The organism is Sphingobium sp. PNB, from assembly GCF_019873065.1.
In the GTDB taxonomy this organism is placed as follows: Bacteria; Pseudomonadota; Alphaproteobacteria; order Sphingomonadales; family Sphingomonadaceae; genus Sphingobium; species Sphingobium fuliginis.
Map to the genome: position 1 here is coordinate 76,487 of NZ_JAINEZ010000009.1, position 16,129 is coordinate 92,615.

The window sequence follows — 16,129 nt, forward strand, 5'->3', positions numbered from 1 at the left end:
GAACATGACTACCGCGACTTCTCTTCAGTACCGCTTCGACGTAGCTGGCACAGGACTGACCGTCCTAGACAGGATCTACGCCGATGGCGACCTGACCGACGAAGCGCTGGGAGGCTCATGCGGGAATGTACTCCTGTCGCTCGCGATGTTGCATCGGAATGTCGTTCCGCTGCTGATGCTCGGCGACGACGATGAGGGCGGGCAACTGCTCGCGGAGTTCGTCGAGGCCGGCGCGGTCGTAGATCACATCCATCGCCAATCGGGCACGCGCTCGCCGATCATCGCCCAGGAGTTGGACACGGCGTCGGGCCATCACGATTTCACCTTCGTCTGCCCCGAGACGAGCGAGGATCTTCCGCGCTACGTTCCGATCGGACAGAGCGAGGTGGCCTCCGCGCTCCACATCCTCACCCAGTGCAGCGTCTTCTACGCCGACCGGCTGTCGGAGAGCATCCTGGAAGCCATGAAGGCTGCCCGGCGCTCAGGTGCAATCATCTTCTTCGAGCCCTCGGACGTCGAGCAAGACGACCTGTTCGATGAGGCGCTAGGCCTCGTCTCCATCCTCAAATATTCTGTCGACAGGCTTGGCGAGCGCCTGGCGGACCTGCATCATGACTGTGTGCGGATCGTCACGCACGGTGCAGCAGGTCTTGAAATCCGCCATGACGACCAGGCCGTGTGGTGTTCGGCGATAAGTGCGCCAGCGGTACTCGATACCTGCGGTTCGGGCGACATGGTGAGCGTTGGCGTCATCGACTGGATGCTCTCGTCCGGCCTCCAAGCGAACGACCTCAGCACTACAGTGCTGATCGAGGGTATAGTCGCTGGTCAACGACTAGCCGCCGAAAACTGCGCCTTTGTCGGCGCACGCGGCCTCTTCAAGCATTGCGGCCCCAACTATGCCCGCGAAGTCCTGCGCGTGCCGTCAAAGGCCTATTCAGCGGCGACGAGGCAACATTCGTCCTCCTGACGGAGTTCGTCCCGTATCTCCATCAGCAGCACGCCGAGCATGTTCTTGCCCGCGCCGTTTACTTCGCCCCAGAGCCGGTTGACGTCATTGTCCACCGTAGCCGATTCGACAAGGCGGGCGTCGCCCGTCGATAGCAGCAGGTCGCGAAGATCCGCGTGCTGGGTGAACTTCGCCCTGAGCACAGCCCGCATGCGGTCAAACTTCGAGGTAGACCAGCCAGGGGCCACATCCCAATAATATAGGCCGTGCGCCGCCATTGCTAGCAGCGCTGGCGACGGCGCCGCCAGCAGCCACTTACGGACCTCAGGCTTGCGCGCCTTGCCCGCCTGGTACGCATGCTCGCTGGTGGCGAACGCCTCGCCCTCGAATTCCACCTCGCGACGATATAGGTTGCTGAAGGCGCCATAGGGCTTCTCGCTGGCCCGGTAGAACCGAATTTCGTCCACTCGAAACCTCCTTGCAAATTTAATTTGTTATATGCATGCTAATTTGCATGAAGCCGACAATCAAGCAGCTTGATGACCTGAAGGCGAAAATCGTTGCTGCGCGCGCAGAGAAAGGACTAAGCTACGCGGAATTAGGGAGAATTTCGCTCGTCCATCCGAGTCAGGTCAGCCGGATCTGCGAGGGGCATTTCAAGACATTCAGCCACAACGTCGTGCAAGTCTGCAAGGCGCTGGAAATCCGGGTTCCGCGCTTGGAGCCACAACAGTCGAGCATGGCGCCGGAATGGGCGCAGGCGATGTCGAGCATGCGCAAGATATGGGACGACACGCCCGAGGGCGCGCAGGTTATCTCCCGCATGCTGGATGCGATCGCCGATCTCAAGGTTCGGGCCAACTAAGCGCGGGTCGCTTGCGCCGAAGCGGCCTTCAGCGAGCGAGCCCGCCGTCTTCGGGTCGACGATATGATGGCGACAGAAGATACGCTCGCCGCATTGCGCAAGGCAGCCAAAGAGCCCACATAGGCAATTCTCATCGATCTCATCAGGAGATTAGGGCATCGGCTTCTAGTGTACGTACGCCGCCATCTTTCGAGGACGTTCATCTTTAGGCTCAACGTCCGCTGTGTCGGCGATACACGTCGTACTCTGGCCGCCTAGATCCGGTCGTCTGACCTAGGTTTCGTCGCTCTCCTCTTCCTCGTCGAGTACGTCCGTGAAGCCGCTTCCCTCAACGAGCACCTTGTAAGCGGCAAAGGGAATTATGTTCAGTTTCGCGATGCGGTTGAGCAGCCGTGGAAAGCCGGTCTCATCATAGACTTGGTCGTTCTCGGCGGCCTTGGTGACGAGGTAGCCGATATGGTCGGGCGTCAGATGATCGAGCACTGGCAGGAGCAGCCTTGTCCGCCTGATCCTGGCGTGGTTGTAAGTGTTGGATTTGAGATAACGCGCGATAATCGCATCGACAACGATGGGGCGCAGGCCTTCCTCGGCCAGCAAAGCGGCCAGCTGGTTGGTGTTGAAATCCAGCAGACGCTCCTTGAGCTGCGGCACCAGGTCTGGGATATGCACAAGAAACGGAAAACTAGGCTCGATTTCATTGTAGTCGGCGCCTTCGATGAAATGAGTCACGCGGTCGCGATTCGCTGCATCGAGCAGATCCCATGCTGCCGGCCACGCGGCAACGAACGCCACAGCGGTCGGCAGTTCCTCGTCATTGGCCTTGTGAAAGATCTTTCGGAACTGCTGGCCAATTCTGGGTTCCGCAATACCCCTGTGCGTGTCGGCCACGATGGTCAAGGCGGTGAGCGCCTGCGGCAGTTGGTGGAAGCCATCGTCGAGTTCGATATAGCCGAAGATCAGGGCGTCGATGAAATTCTTGACCAGCGTGGGCGTCGGGTGGCCCAGAGCGCTGCTGGCCAGCTGGGTCTTTGCCTTGGCGAGATCGGTCGGGAAATAGGCTGACGAGACGAGGGTCTTGAGGGCCTCAAGCGCCGCCTTTCCCTGAACGGGCGGTTGGCTGAGTACGTGCGCGATCGCATTACGCAGGTGCAGCCGCGCCAGTTCAGCGGGAGGGCGGAAGGCTTCACCGACGCGGTTGAACGATGGATGGGCGCAGCGGTGGCGGTCCTCACGCAGACGCTCGAGATCTGTCAGTTGCTGCGCGTCGATCAAGGAAAGGTCGTTGAAAACCTTTTGCAGAATCTCCCGTTCGAATTCTAGCGCCTGCTTCGTCGCCTGCTGCGCGCCCGAATGAATCTGCTGCTGGTAGATCTCGAAAGTTTCGAGAATCCTACTCGCCGCCGCCTCCCCGCCAATACTAAGGTCTCGGACCTTGTCCATCAGATCGAAGACCACGGCGATCCAGCTCATGACGATCGTCGCGCGATAGGCGCCGCCCCGATAGGACGCGACCGCTTCCGCGATATGTTCCCGGGCCTCATCCGTCCGGCACCGCAGGATTAGCTCGTCCAGATCCGACAGTCGCTCAAGCATCTTCGAACTCTCTTTTATGTCGCGGCAACCGGACGACATCGTGCTGAAGGAACCGCCAAGCAGCGGATTCTGCGTTAAAGCACGGAAAATAAGTGTGGAAAAGCCGTTAGCGTCGACCGGAACTCTCGCGTGGCAGGCTGGGCGACTGCGCTCCAGCGGGCGGTGATCGTTCCCCCTGTCTGATGATATGATGATATGAAGTAGGCTGTGGAAGGGAGCCCCCCCCCTGAGGGTCTGGAGCCTGTAGGGCGCACGGGCCCCTTCCGCATCGGTCACAACCCTGAACAGTTGCTTGGGACTGCTGACCCCGCACGCCATAGACAGGATCGCCAACACCTCGGATGGAACCGTATTTACCGGAGGCATGGTGTTTTAAGAGCTAGATTTATGAAGGGGACCGCTTTCAGGGCGCGCGTCGAATGCCCTGAATGTCAGCTCTGTCGGCGGTTCAGGACGTCGCTCCGAAGCGGTGATAGTCCTCTTCATTCCCCGGGCCCGCCGGTTGTCCGGTGATCTCGCCCCAGGCGCGTCCGATCGCTTCGGCGAGATGCTGCGGTAGGATGCGATCGCCATCGGGTCGCGAATGCAAAGACATGAAGCTGTTTCCCCACCGCCGATAAGGCTCCGGCGCCGCGAGAGGGGTTTCGACCAGGAAGAGTTGATCGATGGAGCGGCACCGATTGTCACGCATCGCGTCTCCCACCAGGGCCACGATCGAATGCCGATCCAGCCGAAAAGGCGGGGTGATCAGTGCCAGCAGCCCCATCGCCTCTGGCCGACCCAGCGCAGCCTTCGTCGCTTTGAGCTGCGCGTTCGCGGCCTTCGCCTCCGCCAAGACCCTTTTGCCAGCGATCCGCAGCGTGTTCATGGCGATCGCGGGCGGCAGATCGTGCAACCTCACCGTCACAGTGCCGGATATTACCGGTGCTCCCATATGCGTATTGCGCAAAAACATCTCGCCAACCGCCTCCGACGTCTCGTCCGATGCGGCCCGATCTGTGGTGAGCGACTTAACCTCGACGATCACATCGTCCGCCGGGAACAGGATATCTGCGATCTTGCCCGTATAGCCGGGTCTCGTGTGACTCTCGATCGGCTCACCGCCCGCGGCGGTGAGCACCGAAACCATCAGGTTATGCTGGTTCATCTGGCGTTCGCCGTCTTTCCGCGCGGCTTTCCCCCGAAAGCTGCGATCCAACCCCACAAAACAACGATGGATGGATGACCGGTTTCGGTAAGGCAAGTCCACGCCGCCAAGGACTACTTTGTCGGCTTGAACGGACGGCGCGTTCGCTCTCGCCTGACGTCTGCAATCGAGGGCGCCGCGTTTTGAAGCCGACCGTCGCGAAGGTCCCCATGTTGACCTGAAATCAGACCTCCAGGTTACGCATTTCATGGACCTATCGTCCCAACAGTCGGCGTTCCAACAGGGCCTGCATATCCCGCCGACCATCTGCAATGAGGAGAATAAATACACGGTTCCCAGCCACTCGGTAGATCAGCCGATATGGATGAAGGAGAAGCTGTCTAAACTCCTTGATCCCGAACCCCTCCAATTCCTTCGGTACGCTGCCGCGCATCGGAAACTGTTTCAGCGCTTCGATCTTCCCCGCAAATGCATCAAGGAGCGCGTCGGCGTCAGCACGCGATCGGTGCTCGGAGAGATAATCGAAAATGGCTTCGAGATCGTCTTCCGCACCCCGGGTGAGTTCAACCTCAAACCTCCCAGCCTTCGTCAATTGGGCGCTGCCTTCTTCTTAAGCCGGGCAATCACCGATCGCGCAGCCTTTGTCCGCCCTGCTTCGATATCCTGGTTACCGATCGCGAGCAGCTTGAGAAGCGCCAACGCCTCCTGCGTTTCCTCAAAGGACGCGACATCCTGGATGACGGCTTTGGCTTCGCCATTCTGCGTAATCACCAGTGGCTGACGCCGTTCTGCGAGGTCAAGCAGCACCTCAGCAGCATTGGCCTTTAGATAGCTGATCGGCTTCACCTGGCTCGAATATCGCATGGCATGACCTTCGTGGACTAAATTCGAACCAAATATAGTCCGCCCGTGAGGATATCGCAAGGCCGGTGCAACTTTGGCGGTTACTGAAAATTCCGACTTTTCACCAGCGGTCGCTCTCGCACATGATCGATATGCAAGTCGCGCACGAGAATATCACGCGCGGCTGGCTGCCTTGCTGAACTATCCCTGGGATCAGGTCCTCCGCCGCTCCGCGCCCCATCGCCGCGGCCGTAGGGAAGAGGAAACGCCTCCCCTCTTTGCCCCAAAGATCCCAGCAATGGCGATAGGTCGACCAGCTTCTTCGCGATAACATGCACAACCTCGCCCTCCCGCTGCACCTGCCCGTACAGCCCGAGCATACGCGCACCCATGACGATCCGCCGGTTCTGTTCAAACATGCGCGGCCAGATAATGAGATTGGCGATCCCGCTCTCATCCTCAATGGTAATGAACATGACCCCCTTGGCCGACCCCGGTCGCTGGCGCACCAGCACCAGCCCGGCCAGCCAGATGTAGCGGCCCTCCTTGGTCGTATCGAGCGTGCTGCACGGTACCATCTTCTGCCGCTGTAATTCCTCTCGCAGGAACGACACCGGATGCTGGCGCAACGTAACGCCAACATGGCCATAATCCTCGACCACCTCTCTCCCTTCGCTCATCGGCCGCAGGGCAACGGCCTGCTCGACAATCTCCTGTACGAACCCGTTTTCCCGCGTGTCAGCGGCAGCAAACAGCGGCAGTTGCTCGTCACGCAGCGCCTTGATCGCCCAGAGCGCTTCCCGCCGGGCAATGCGCATGGCGCCCCGAAAGGCATCGGCTTCAGCGAGTCGATTGAGGGCGCCCGATCCCACGCCTGCCCGGCGCCATAGCTCCTCTACGCTCATGAATGGCTCATCCGCCCGCGCCGCGATGATTCGGGCGGCGTCTGTTTCCTTAAGCCCCCGCACCATCCGCATGCCCAGCCGCACAGCGAACCGGTCGCCAGTGGTCGGCTCCAGCGTACAATCCCAGCGTGATGCATTGACGCAGACCGGGCGCACCTCGACCCGATGGGCGCGGGCATCGGCCACAATCTGGGCCGGCGCATAGAAACCCATGGGCTGCGAATTGAGCAGGCTCGCGCAGAACACCTCGGGATGCCAGCATTTGAGCCAGCAGGACGCATAGGCGATCAGCGCAAAGGAGGCCGCATGGCTTTCCGGGAAGCCATAGCTGCCAAAACCCTCCAGCTGACCGAAGGTCTTCTCGGCAAACTCGGCGGTGTAACCGCGCTCGACCATGCCGCTGACCAGCTTTTCCTTGAACTTCGACACACCGCCGGTGAACTTGAACGTCGCCATGGCGCGCCGCAGCTGATCGGCCTCGGACGCTGTGAAGCCTGCGCATTCGATTGCTACCCGCATCGCCTGTTCCTGAAACAGCGGGACGCCCAACGTCTTGCCCAGCACCTTTTCCAGTTCGGGCTTGGGATATTCGACCTTCTCCTTCCCCGCCCGCCGGCGCAGATAGGGATGGACCATATCGCCCTGGATGGGGCCGGGCCGCACGATCGCCACCTCGATCACCAGATCATAGAAGGTGCGCGGCTTGATATGGGGGAGCATCGCCATCTGCGCCCGGCTCTCGATCTGGAACGCGCCCAGCGTGTCGGCGGCGCGGATCATGGCATAGGTACGCGGATCTTCGGGTGGAATGGAGGCCAGGTCCATGCGGATGCCCTTATGCTGCTCCAGAAAATCGAACCCGCGCTTCATGGCCGTCAGCATGCCCAGCGCCAGGCAATCGACCTTCATGAATTTCAAGGCATCTATGTCGTCTTTGTCCCATTCGATGACCTGCCGGTCCGCCATAGCGGCGGGCTCGATCGGCACCAATTCGTCGAGCCGGTCATGGGTAAGGACAAAGCCGCCGGGATGCTGAGAGAGATGGCGGGGCGTGCCGATCAACTCGCGCGCGAGGTCCAGCGCCAGCCGCAATCGCCGGTCGGAGAGGTTGAGGTTCAATTCCTCGGCATGGCGCTCCTGAACCCCCTCCTCGCTCCAGCCCCAGACCTGGCTCGACAGCGCCTTGATCAGATCTTCGGAAAGGCCCAGCGCCTTGCCGACATCCTTGATCGCGCCCTTGGCGCGGTAGCGGATGACGGTCGAACAGAGCGCGCTATGGTCACGGCCATAGGTGTCGAACACCCATTGCATGACGATCTCGCGCCGCTCATGCTCGAAGTCGACGTCGATATCGGGCGGCTCTTTGCGCTCCTGGCTGATGAACCTCTCAAACAACAGGTCGGAGCGTTCGGGGTCGATCGAGGTGATACCCAGCACATAGCAGACCGCACTGTTGGCGGCCGAGCCCCGCCCCTGGCAGAGAATGTCCCGGCTACGCGCGAAACGGACGATGGAGTTCACCGTCAGGAAATAGGGCGCATAACCAAGCTCGGCGATCAGCCCCAGCTCGTGGCGCAGCAGGCGCGCGACCTTGTCGGGCACGCCCTCCGGATAACGGGCCTTTGCCGCCTCCCAGCTCATCTGCTCCAGCGCCGCCTGCGGCGTCTGGCCCGCGATGCTCACTTCCTGCGGATATTGATATTTGAGCTCGTCGAGTGAGAAGCGGCAGCGCTCGGCAATCTCCAGCGTCCGGGCCAGCGCCTGGGGATAGCGACCGTAGAGGCGGTGCATTTCTGCAGCCGGCATCAGATAGCGGTCGGCATAAAGCTCACGCCGGGCGCCAAGCTCATCAATGGTGCAGCGATGACGGGTGCAGGTCATGACCTCCTGCAACACACGGCGATGCGGATGGTGATAGAGGACATCGCCGGTGATCACTGTCGGCACCGCATGCCGTGCAGCGAGATTGGAGAGATTATGGAGTCGCAACTGATCGCCCGGCCGCCGGCGCAGGGTCAGCGCCAGATAGCCCCGTCCGGCAAAGAGTTTGGCGAAGCGCCCGATCACGGCCTCGGCTTCCTCCACCTCGCCGGGCAACAATATGGCGAGCAGCCCTTCGGCAAAATCCGCGACATCGTCCCAGCCGAGGATGCATTTGCCCTTCCCGCCCCGTTTCTTGCCGCGGCTGAGCAGTCGGCAGAGGTGGCCATAGCCAGATCGGTCGATGGGATAGACCAGTAGCGACTGACCGTCGGCAAGGTCGATCCGACAGCCGACGATCAGCCGGACGCCGGTGACCTTCGCCGCCTCATGGGCCCGCACGATCCCGGCCAGGCTGTTGCGATCGGTAATGGCAAGGGCATCGAGGCCACAGGCTTCCGCCTGGGTGAACAGCTCCTCACAGCTCGACGCACCGCGCAGGAAGGAGAAATGCGAGGCGCATTGGAGTTCAGCATATCGCATGGCGGCACCTGCCGATTCTCACATCATAGCGCATATTGTTCGCTATTTGTTCCATAACGCCATGAGTCAATCGCTGATGCAGCCTATAATCGTCGCAACGCGTTCAGATGCCAGCGCCCCAGTCATCGACAGCAAGCGAGGAAACGTACTAATGGCGGCCAAACTCAAGGTGTTCCGGACCCCGATCGGTTTCCACGACGCCTATATTGCCGCGCCCAGCCAGAAGAAGGCGCTCGAAGCCTGGGGCGCCGACAGCAATCTTTTCGCACGCGGTGTCGCGGAGCAGGTGACCGATGCTAAGCTCATGAAGGCACCGCTTGCGCAGCCCGGAACGGTGATCAAGGTGCCGCGCGGCAGCACCGAGCAGCATTTTGCAGCGCTCGCGAAATCGAAACCACCAGCAAAACCCGACAGCAAGAAGCCGGACACTACAGCCGCGCCACCGCGTCGCGCGAAGAAACCCCGCCCTCGTCCAAGCCGAGCGGCCCTCGATACGGCCGAGCAGAAGTTGGAGGCGCAGCAACAGGCGCTCGATGCGAAAGTCGCGGAACTGGAAGATCAGCGCGCCGGGCTGAAAGAGGAAATCACGCGCTTGCGGACTGCGGGAAAGAAGGAACAGGCAAAGCTCGAAACCGCCATCGTTGCTGCCCGCAGGAAATACGATGCTAAGCTGGATCAGTGGAGAGCTGACAGCTGAACCACGTCCATTCGGTAAGACCCGCGTTATACCGATTTTCATTCATGGCTTACAGCCAGCATCTCCATCATTCCCGTGCACGCTCTTTAATGAAGCATGTCCGCAGCCCCATCGGCGGGCCAATCGCCCACGGTGATGGCGACAGCGGCAAAAAGGGGCGGTCTCCGGCCATGGCGCATCCTGCACGGTCAACTCCCTTGCCAAGCTCGGTCTGCCCGCCGCGATCGGCGGGGGCGTGTTGCCCCTTCTACAGAGGCCCCGATTGGAACCGACGGCCTGAGAGGGCGTTCTGCTTTTATCGGGTCGAACTATTGCCCCCCGCTTGATTGATCCGGTGAAACTTCGGCCCCGCCAGCCTCCCGCTGGCGGGGTCTTGTCGTTTCGGCCGCTTTCGAAACCGGAACAGATGCTCAAGCGAAATGTTCTATTTCATTGAGATATTGGGATTGGAGAGCAGCGTGAGCGACAATCAGCAGGAAGACATCAAGCCCACGCTCTCGGACAAGGATTTCAAGGATAAACTCGCCGAAACCATCCCGCATCTGCGCGCCTTTGGCCGCGGCCTGTGCCATGACGCTGACGCTGCCGACGATCTCGTTCAGGAGACCATGATGAAGGCTTGGGCGGCGCGCGCGCGCTTCGTTGCGGGAACCAGCTTCAAGGCCTGGACCTTCACCATCCTGCGCAATCATTATTTCAGCCAGATGCGGCGCAAGCGTTTCGTGGGCGATTGGGACGATGTAGTCGCCGACCGCAAGCTCGCGGCGCCCGCCGGGCAGGATATGAGCGTGGAACTGCGCGACATGATGCGCGCTCTGGCCGAACTGCCCGATCCGCAGCGTGAGGCACTGATCCTGGTAGGCGCGGGCGGGCTTTCCTATGAGGAAGCCGCCGAAATCATGGGCACAGCCGTCGGAACGGTCAAAAGCCGGGTATCCCGCGCCCGCGCCACGTTGGAGGCGCTGATCGATGGCGGCGTGCTCACCACCAAGTGGCGTGACTTTGAAGATGGCGATCAGGCGGTCATCAGCATCTTTGCTGATCTGGAAAAGATCCAGGCACGCCGCGCTCCTGTCCCCATACCAATCGCTTTGCCCCTGCTGCCAACAGCCGCCTGAAGACCAGCGCGCCGTCGCATAAAGGATCCCCGCCGGAGCAAAGCTGCACGGCGGGGCCGAGGTTCAGGGAGGTGTCGCCCCAAGGGAGGAGCGACACATTCCAAGCTATGCCTTTTGCGTAGCAATTCAAGATGGATTGATCACCGTTCTGAAACGAATGACGGATCAATATGGCAGTCCTGCCAATCCCAGTCGCCTCGTCGAGCAAAAGCGACAAAGCCATCGTCGAGGTTCAGCGTGGCGTCGCCGCTGCGAAAATGTCGGCCCAGCGATGAAGGTTTGCGGGCGAGAACCAGTTCGCCGTCGGCCAATTGCACCCGCGCCTGCCGTCCTTCGATCCGCAGGCCAAGACTGCGTCCCTGCGCGCAGGCGACATGGAATGACGCGTGATGCTCAGCGGCCGTGGCCGTGGCCGTGAGGGACCCCGTCAACATTAGGATAAGGACAAGAGGAAGCGCAGACATGGCAATCTCCACGGCTTGCATCCTCTCAAGGCAAAAATGACTGTCTGCCCTCAATCCTTTTCCGCTGCGGCAGTTCCGTTGGCAAGTGCGTCGCTGATCATCGCTGCCAATGTTTCTTCGGCGCGGCCGCGCGCGGCGGCATCCTTGGATTCCAGATCATGGCGCAGCCATTGCGGCGCGCGCGCGATCACTCGTAAAATCAAAGCGTTCATTTTTTCATCCATCGGCCGAGCCTATGACGGTAGAGTGACGGTGGCGCAATAAAGCAAAGCTTGCGGCGAATAAGAGCTGCCTGTCCGGTTACTGGTTGCGCGGGGTGCGATCATTGCGGGCCTGGGCGTCCGATCACGCTACCGCTCGTTGCAATCAGGCGAACAGCCCATGCAGGAACCAGCCCTGCCCGCCGGTGGCGCTGTCCATGCCATCACCCTGACGGAAGACCCAGTAGCGCGCGCCCGTCTCGTCCTCGACGAGGAAATAGTCGCGGACGCTCAGCCATTCCTCATCACTCACATGCCATTCGCCATAGATGCGCTCCGGTCCATCGGCCCGCTTCACCTTGCGGCGCATGCCCCGCCACACGAAATGAACCGGGGGATGATCGGGCAGCAGCGCCATGGTGTCGATCGGCTCGGGCCGCTTGAACAGCCGGGCCGGGCGCGGCCAGCGTTCAGGCCAGCGCAGCAAAGTCGGATCGGCCATGGGCGGAATGCGGGTGACTGAGCGTTCGGGAATATCGCTCTCGCGCGCGGCCACCCGGTAGAGCCGCTCCTCCCCTACCCTGTTCCCCAATATATCGACGAGCATGGCGACATCGGGCATCGGCGTTTCGCCCAGATGCGAGATGGTGCGAAGCCCCAATGGCTCGACCTGGGGGGCGGAAAGCACCATCTTCTCGACCCCAAAGCCAGGATCAACCGTTTCGATCCTGTCGCAGAGCAGCCGTCCCATCTGCTTCCTGTCACGGCTGGGCTTGGCGAGTCCTGCCCGGATGGCTTCGACCCGGTTGTCGACCCGGTGGAAGCGCAAATCCAGCCTGCGCGCGCCAACGCCCGCTTCCTCCAACTGCTGGCACAGGCCATCGACCAGCTTGTGGGTATAGCGGGCAAGGGTTTCAGGCGCGCCGATCGGCTCAGCAAAGCGGCGTTCTACCTCGATGGTTTGCGGTGCTGCAACTGGCTCGAACGGCTCGGCGACACGGCCATAGGCCTGGTCGAGCCGCAGCCCCGGCATCGATCCAAAGCGCAGCGCGAGCGAGGCGCGCGGCATGGCTTCCAGATCGGCGATCGTCTCCAGGCCCAATTGGCTCAATGATCTGACGATGGCCTGGTCCAGGCGCAGCGCGACCAGCGGCAGATCGGCAATCGCCTCCTCGAGGTCGAGCGGATCGATAACGCGCAGCGGTTCCGGGCCATAGCGGGCCAGCGCATGCGCCGCGCCATAGGCCGGCGCACACACCGCGCGCCCGACCGTCTCCACCTCGGCCAGCCGCTGCACGATGTCCTTGAGCAGGCCCATGATGCCGCCATGGACATGGGCAGCGCCGGTGATATCGAGCATCAGCCCATCGGGCGGATCGACCGCGATAATCGGTGCGTAGCGGCGCAGCGACCAAACGGCGAGCCGCTCCAGCCCGTCCCGGTCCGACTGCGGCTCGGCATCCAGGATGAGGAGATCAGGCACCAGTGCCTGCGCTTGGCTGACCGCCATGCCTGTGTGCAGACCGATCATGCGCGCGGCGGCATTCGCCGCGGTGACCACCCGGCGTTGCCCGTCGATGCCAGCAAGGATCAGCGGCGCGTCAGGAGGCGGCGCGCTCTGCCCAAGCCTGCGACGCAGCCGATCCGTCGGCCAGGTCGGCAGGAAGAGCGAGACGACCTGTCGCATCGCAGGCTTCCACCAGAAAATCGGCGCTCTCTCCTGCCCGGCACCGTATGAGCTCAACGAACCAGCGATGGCGGCCGACACCCGGCACCGGCAGTGGGTCGGATGGAACAGCTGTCACCCGCCATCGCGTCGCGGCCGCCGTCGGCTGGCCAAAGTCCGACGCCTCGGCCAGGCGCCGCCAGCGCCGGATCGCTATTCCAATGGTGCCGCTGCTCTCGGCTGCCAGTTGGAGACGCCGCGAGGAGGTCATCGACAGGCGCGCGAGTTCCGCCACCACACCGCCCAATCCACCATGGCGCAGTCCTTCCTCGAAACAGGCGAGAACCGCTGTTTCATCGCGAGCTTCCACATAGATGACGCGATCGGGATCAAGTCCAGCCTGCGCAATCGCTGGCGCGAACAGGTCGGGCTCGGTCATGCACCAGAGGATGCTACCGCTCACCCGCGCAAGAATACCGGCAGTGAACAGGGCGGCGGCCGCCCCATCGGTCACGCCCTGCGCGCCGCCAGCCACTTCATGCAGCGCTCCTAGCGCCAGACCACCGCCGGGCAGTTTGGCATCGACCATTTCCAAGCCAAATGGCAGAACCTCTTTGCGCCTACGCTCTGTGCCTTCGATCTCGGCAATCTGGGCGCGCAGGGCAGCAACGCGGGGGCGCGCCCCTCTTTCCATCATCGAAGGGCCTCCTTGTGGCTCGCGGTTGGATTGTTCCTATTTTGTTCCAATTACAGTATGAGTCAACGCACTGGAGTCGTTGCTCGTTCAGGATCGGCGGTACGCTCTCGAAACAAAGCGGGAAAACCCATGGTTGTGCAGCGAAAAAAATTGAGCCTGAAGCATGGGGAGGAGGCTCCGGAAAAAAAGCGCCCCTCGCACATGCGGATGAATCGGAGCGCGAATCGACGCCGCCGCGTTATCATCCGAGCCACGATCCCGCGCTTGTCACCGATGATGAAATTCCCTGGTAAGGAGGCCCAAGCATGACCCCGCGTATCATCCCGATCGAAGGTCTCGACACCTTGCCACGCGAGGAGGCCCTGCGGCTTCGTGTCGCCCAGCAGACACTGGAGCTGGTCCTGGGGTCAGCGGTTCGGGACAGCGAGCAGACGGTCGATCCCGATCTTGCGGTCGAGGGCATATTGATGGGCCTCGCCTGCATCATGGAGCAGGCGCCTGAGTTCCCGACGCGGCAAAGCCTACGCAAAGGCGGGGAGGCCTATGGCAAGATGCTGGGACAGCAAGCCCAGAATTTGCGCTCGACCTTCGAAGAAACCGGCATGCATCCGATCGACGCTCTGCTCGACCGCTTCATGTCTGTCGCCGACGACGGCCAGAAGCCAAACTGATCGGCCTGCCATGTCGAGGCTCCATTGCATGGCTGCAGGACTGAGCGAGGTCGCCGCGCATTTCGGCGCAGATATGCCCGCGCCAATCGAGCTCCCGTTCGAAACCACCGAAGGCGCGCTTGGCCTTGTGGTTTTCGAGAGTAAGGGTCGGCGGATCATGCGCGGCGTTACCTGGGGGTTTAGCCGCCTGACCCGCGAGATGCGCGAACGCGACGAGGAACCGGGCCGCATCGGGCTGGTCGCCGATCTCACCAATCCGATGTGGGATCATATGGCGCAGGATGCGCGCTATCGCTGCCTCATCGTGCTGACGCATTTCGCCAATCCCGACGGCGTACCGGGTGAGCGGACCCGCACCTGGTTTTCCTTAAAGCGCCAGCCCCTGATGGCCTGGGCGGGCTTTTGCCGGAACATGCCCGAACAAGGTCCGGTCTATGCCGGCATGACGATGGAAGCGAATGACGCCGTGCGTCCGACCAATGACCGTATGCCGGTGCTGCTCGACCCTCATGAATATGACGCCTGGCTCCACGGCGAGATCCGGGACGTGATCGGTTTCCAGTTCCGTCCGCCCTTTTCGGCCGAGCGTTTCCGCGTCGAAAAAACCGAGGATCTCTGGCGGAGCGGCAAGCGTCCGCCCTCTGCAGATAATCAGCTGGCGCTCCTGTGATGGCGTCTGCCCACCAGATCGACCTTTTCGCGCCTCCGCTTCTGCTGGGCCTGCGGTATGAGCCGGGCTTTCTCTCCGATGCGGAAGAAGCAGAACTCATCACCCGGATCGATGCCACACCGCTGGCGCCATTCCGTTTCCAGAAATGGACCGGCAAGCGCCTCACCCGCAGCTATGGCTGGAACTATGATTTCGAGCGGGGTAGCTTTGGTCCGGCCGATCCCCTGCCAGATTGGCTGCTGCCGCTGCGCAATCGTGCCGCCCGCTTTGCTGCGTTGCCGCCAGACGCGCTCGTCCAGGCGCTGCTGATCCGATACGATCCGGGCGCGGGCATTGGCTGGCACAAGGACCGGCCGGTGTTCGAGCATGTCGTCGGCATTTCGCTGGGGGGCGCCGCCCCGATGCGCTTCAGGCGCCGAACGGCGGATGGGTTCGAGCGCCGCACGGTGTCGCTGGAGCCGCGCTCCATCTACCATCTGGCGGGCGAAGCCCGGCATGCATGGGAGCATAGCATCACCGAACAAGAAGAACCGCGCTGGTCGATCACCTTTCGCAGCCTCAAACCGGCCTGATGCCAGGCAGGCACGCCAAGCCCCAATATCCGGTTACGCCAGACGGGCGATATTTTGCGCGGCGACTGACAGGATGCGAGCGTAGCGACAATCAAGATGAGAATCGGTTGTTGGGGTGTCGGTGAAGGGCGGAGGGCGTAGCCCGAAGCCCGTAGCCGAGACCCCAACAACCGATGGCCCTTTAATGGAGGAGCCGTAGATCGTCGGGGCCGACCCAATATTCATTGGCATATCCAGATTGGAGGGAGATGCCGTGAGTGCCGGGTTGCCAAGTCAACGATCATCAAATGAGGCTTTTCATGAAATTGCGACAGACCAACCCGGTCCCGGTGGCTGCGGCGAAGGCCGGGTTCAGCACCGCGACGGGCTACCGGATCGCGAGCGATCCGGTGCTTCCTTCACACCGTAAAGCGCCCCGCGGCCGACGGCGACCTGATCCGTTGGAATCGATCTTCGAGAGCGAGATCGTACCAATGCTGAAGGCGGCACCTGGCTTGCGGGCGGTGGCGATCTTCGAGGAGATGCGCCGTCGCCATCCCGATCTCGATTTTGGGGTTCGCCGCACGATGGAGCGTCGTATCCGTGCCTGGCGGGCCGTTCATGGCCCGG

At 61.8% G+C, this 16,129-nt stretch carries 17 protein-coding genes and 1 pseudogene; 8 read left to right on the forward strand and 10 right to left on the reverse strand.

Features of this window, described 5'->3' with window-relative positions:
• The first annotated feature begins 4 nt into the window (after positions 1 to 4).
• On the forward strand, positions 5 to 970 hold the full coding sequence (locus K7W03_RS05375) for a PfkB family carbohydrate kinase (RefSeq protein ID WP_061939976.1): 966 nt from the start codon (positions 5 to 7) through the stop codon (positions 968 to 970).
• Here K7W03_RS05375 and K7W03_RS05380 read toward each other — a convergent pair.
• Complete coding sequence (locus K7W03_RS05380; RefSeq protein ID WP_061939978.1) at positions 934 to 1,416, reverse strand: NADAR family protein; 483 nt, start codon at positions 1,414 to 1,416, stop codon at positions 934 to 936. The genes K7W03_RS05375 and K7W03_RS05380 overlap by 37 nt on opposite strands.
• Before the next feature lie 47 nt (positions 1,417 to 1,463).
• Here K7W03_RS05380 and K7W03_RS05385 point away from each other — a divergent pair, with 47 nt between their 5' ends.
• Complete coding sequence (locus tag K7W03_RS05385) at positions 1,464 to 1,814, forward strand: helix-turn-helix domain-containing protein (RefSeq protein ID WP_061939980.1); 351 nt, start codon at positions 1,464 to 1,466, stop codon at positions 1,812 to 1,814.
• Positions 1,815 to 2,087: 273 nt separating this feature from the next.
• Here K7W03_RS05385 and K7W03_RS05390 read toward each other — a convergent pair whose 3' ends face one another.
• From K7W03_RS05390 to K7W03_RS05410, 5 genes are all read right to left on the reverse strand, one after another.
• Positions 2,088 to 3,407: a hypothetical protein gene (locus tag K7W03_RS05390; RefSeq protein WP_061939982.1), complete on the reverse strand. Its 1,320-nt coding sequence runs from the start codon at positions 3,405 to 3,407 to the stop codon at positions 2,088 to 2,090.
• A gap of 448 nt (positions 3,408 to 3,855) precedes the next feature.
• Entirely contained in the window at positions 3,856 to 4,554 is a 699-nt protein-coding gene (locus K7W03_RS05395) for a hypothetical protein (RefSeq protein ID WP_061939984.1), read from the reverse strand.
• 253 nt (positions 4,555 to 4,807) lie between these two features.
• The gene (locus K7W03_RS05400; protein ID WP_061939986.1) at positions 4,808 to 5,146 is read right to left on the reverse strand and encodes a type II toxin-antitoxin system RelE/ParE family toxin; all 339 of its coding nucleotides are present in this window, start codon (positions 5,144 to 5,146) and stop codon (positions 4,808 to 4,810) included.
• Entirely contained in the window at positions 5,143 to 5,418 is a 276-nt protein-coding gene (locus K7W03_RS05405; RefSeq protein ID WP_061939988.1) for a type II toxin-antitoxin system Phd/YefM family antitoxin, read from the reverse strand. Before K7W03_RS05405 ends, K7W03_RS05400 begins: the two co-directional genes overlap by 4 nt.
• Before the next feature lie 80 nt (positions 5,419 to 5,498).
• Positions 5,499 to 8,765 carry an error-prone DNA polymerase gene (locus K7W03_RS05410; protein WP_061939990.1) on the reverse strand — a complete coding sequence of 1,089 codons (3,267 nt, stop codon included), beginning with the start codon at positions 8,763 to 8,765 and terminating at the stop codon, positions 5,499 to 5,501.
• Between K7W03_RS05410 and K7W03_RS05415 the strand changes: the two genes are divergently transcribed.
• The gene (locus K7W03_RS05415) at positions 8,764 to 9,462 is read left to right on the forward strand and encodes a hypothetical protein (RefSeq protein WP_226869717.1); all 699 of its coding nucleotides are present in this window, start codon (positions 8,764 to 8,766) and stop codon (positions 9,460 to 9,462) included. The genes K7W03_RS05410 and K7W03_RS05415 overlap by 2 nt on opposite strands.
• Positions 9,463 to 9,920: 458 nt before the next feature.
• Positions 9,921 to 10,580 carry a sigma-70 family RNA polymerase sigma factor gene (locus tag K7W03_RS05420; protein ID WP_061940026.1) on the forward strand — a complete coding sequence of 220 codons (660 nt, stop codon included), beginning with the start codon at positions 9,921 to 9,923 and terminating at the stop codon, positions 10,578 to 10,580.
• Positions 10,581 to 10,720: 140 nt separating this feature from the next.
• On the opposite strand, the gene K7W03_RS05425 is transcribed toward K7W03_RS05420, so the two are convergent.
• The 4 genes from K7W03_RS05425 to K7W03_RS05440 form a co-directional block, all read right to left on the reverse strand.
• Positions 10,721 to 11,056, reverse strand: coding sequence for a hypothetical protein (locus tag K7W03_RS05425; protein WP_139111425.1), 336 nt, complete (start codon positions 11,054 to 11,056; stop codon positions 10,721 to 10,723).
• A gap of 38 nt (positions 11,057 to 11,094) precedes the next feature.
• Complete coding sequence (locus K7W03_RS05430) at positions 11,095 to 11,256, reverse strand: hypothetical protein (protein ID WP_162492719.1); 162 nt, start codon at positions 11,254 to 11,256, stop codon at positions 11,095 to 11,097.
• A 154-nt stretch (positions 11,257 to 11,410) separates the two neighbouring features.
• Positions 11,411 to 12,931: a Y-family DNA polymerase gene (locus tag K7W03_RS05435; RefSeq protein WP_061939996.1), complete on the reverse strand. Its 1,521-nt coding sequence runs from the start codon at positions 12,929 to 12,931 to the stop codon at positions 11,411 to 11,413.
• Entirely contained in the window at positions 12,846 to 13,607 is a 762-nt protein-coding gene (locus tag K7W03_RS05440; RefSeq protein ID WP_061939998.1) for an ImuA family protein, read from the reverse strand. The genes K7W03_RS05435 and K7W03_RS05440 overlap by 86 nt, the downstream gene beginning before the upstream one ends.
• Before the next feature lie 305 nt (positions 13,608 to 13,912).
• Here K7W03_RS05440 and K7W03_RS05445 point away from each other — a divergent pair, with 305 nt between their 5' ends.
• From K7W03_RS05445 to K7W03_RS05460, 4 genes and pseudogenes are all read left to right on the forward strand, one after another.
• A complete protein-coding gene (locus K7W03_RS05445; RefSeq protein ID WP_061940000.1) occupies positions 13,913 to 14,278 on the forward strand; it encodes a hypothetical protein in 366 nt (121 codons plus the stop codon).
• A gap of 28 nt (positions 14,279 to 14,306) precedes the next feature.
• A complete protein-coding gene (locus K7W03_RS05450; RefSeq protein WP_226869718.1) occupies positions 14,307 to 14,948 on the forward strand; it encodes an SOS response-associated peptidase family protein in 642 nt (213 codons plus the stop codon).
• Positions 14,948 to 15,520 (forward strand): alpha-ketoglutarate-dependent dioxygenase AlkB, encoded by a 573-nt coding sequence (locus tag K7W03_RS05455; protein WP_061940004.1) that lies wholly within the window; start codon positions 14,948 to 14,950, stop codon positions 15,518 to 15,520. The genes K7W03_RS05450 and K7W03_RS05455 overlap by 1 nt, the downstream gene beginning before the upstream one ends.
• A gap of 287 nt (positions 15,521 to 15,807) precedes the next feature.
• Positions 15,808 to 16,129: pseudogene (locus K7W03_RS05460) on the forward strand (IS21 family transposase); the annotation flags it as partial.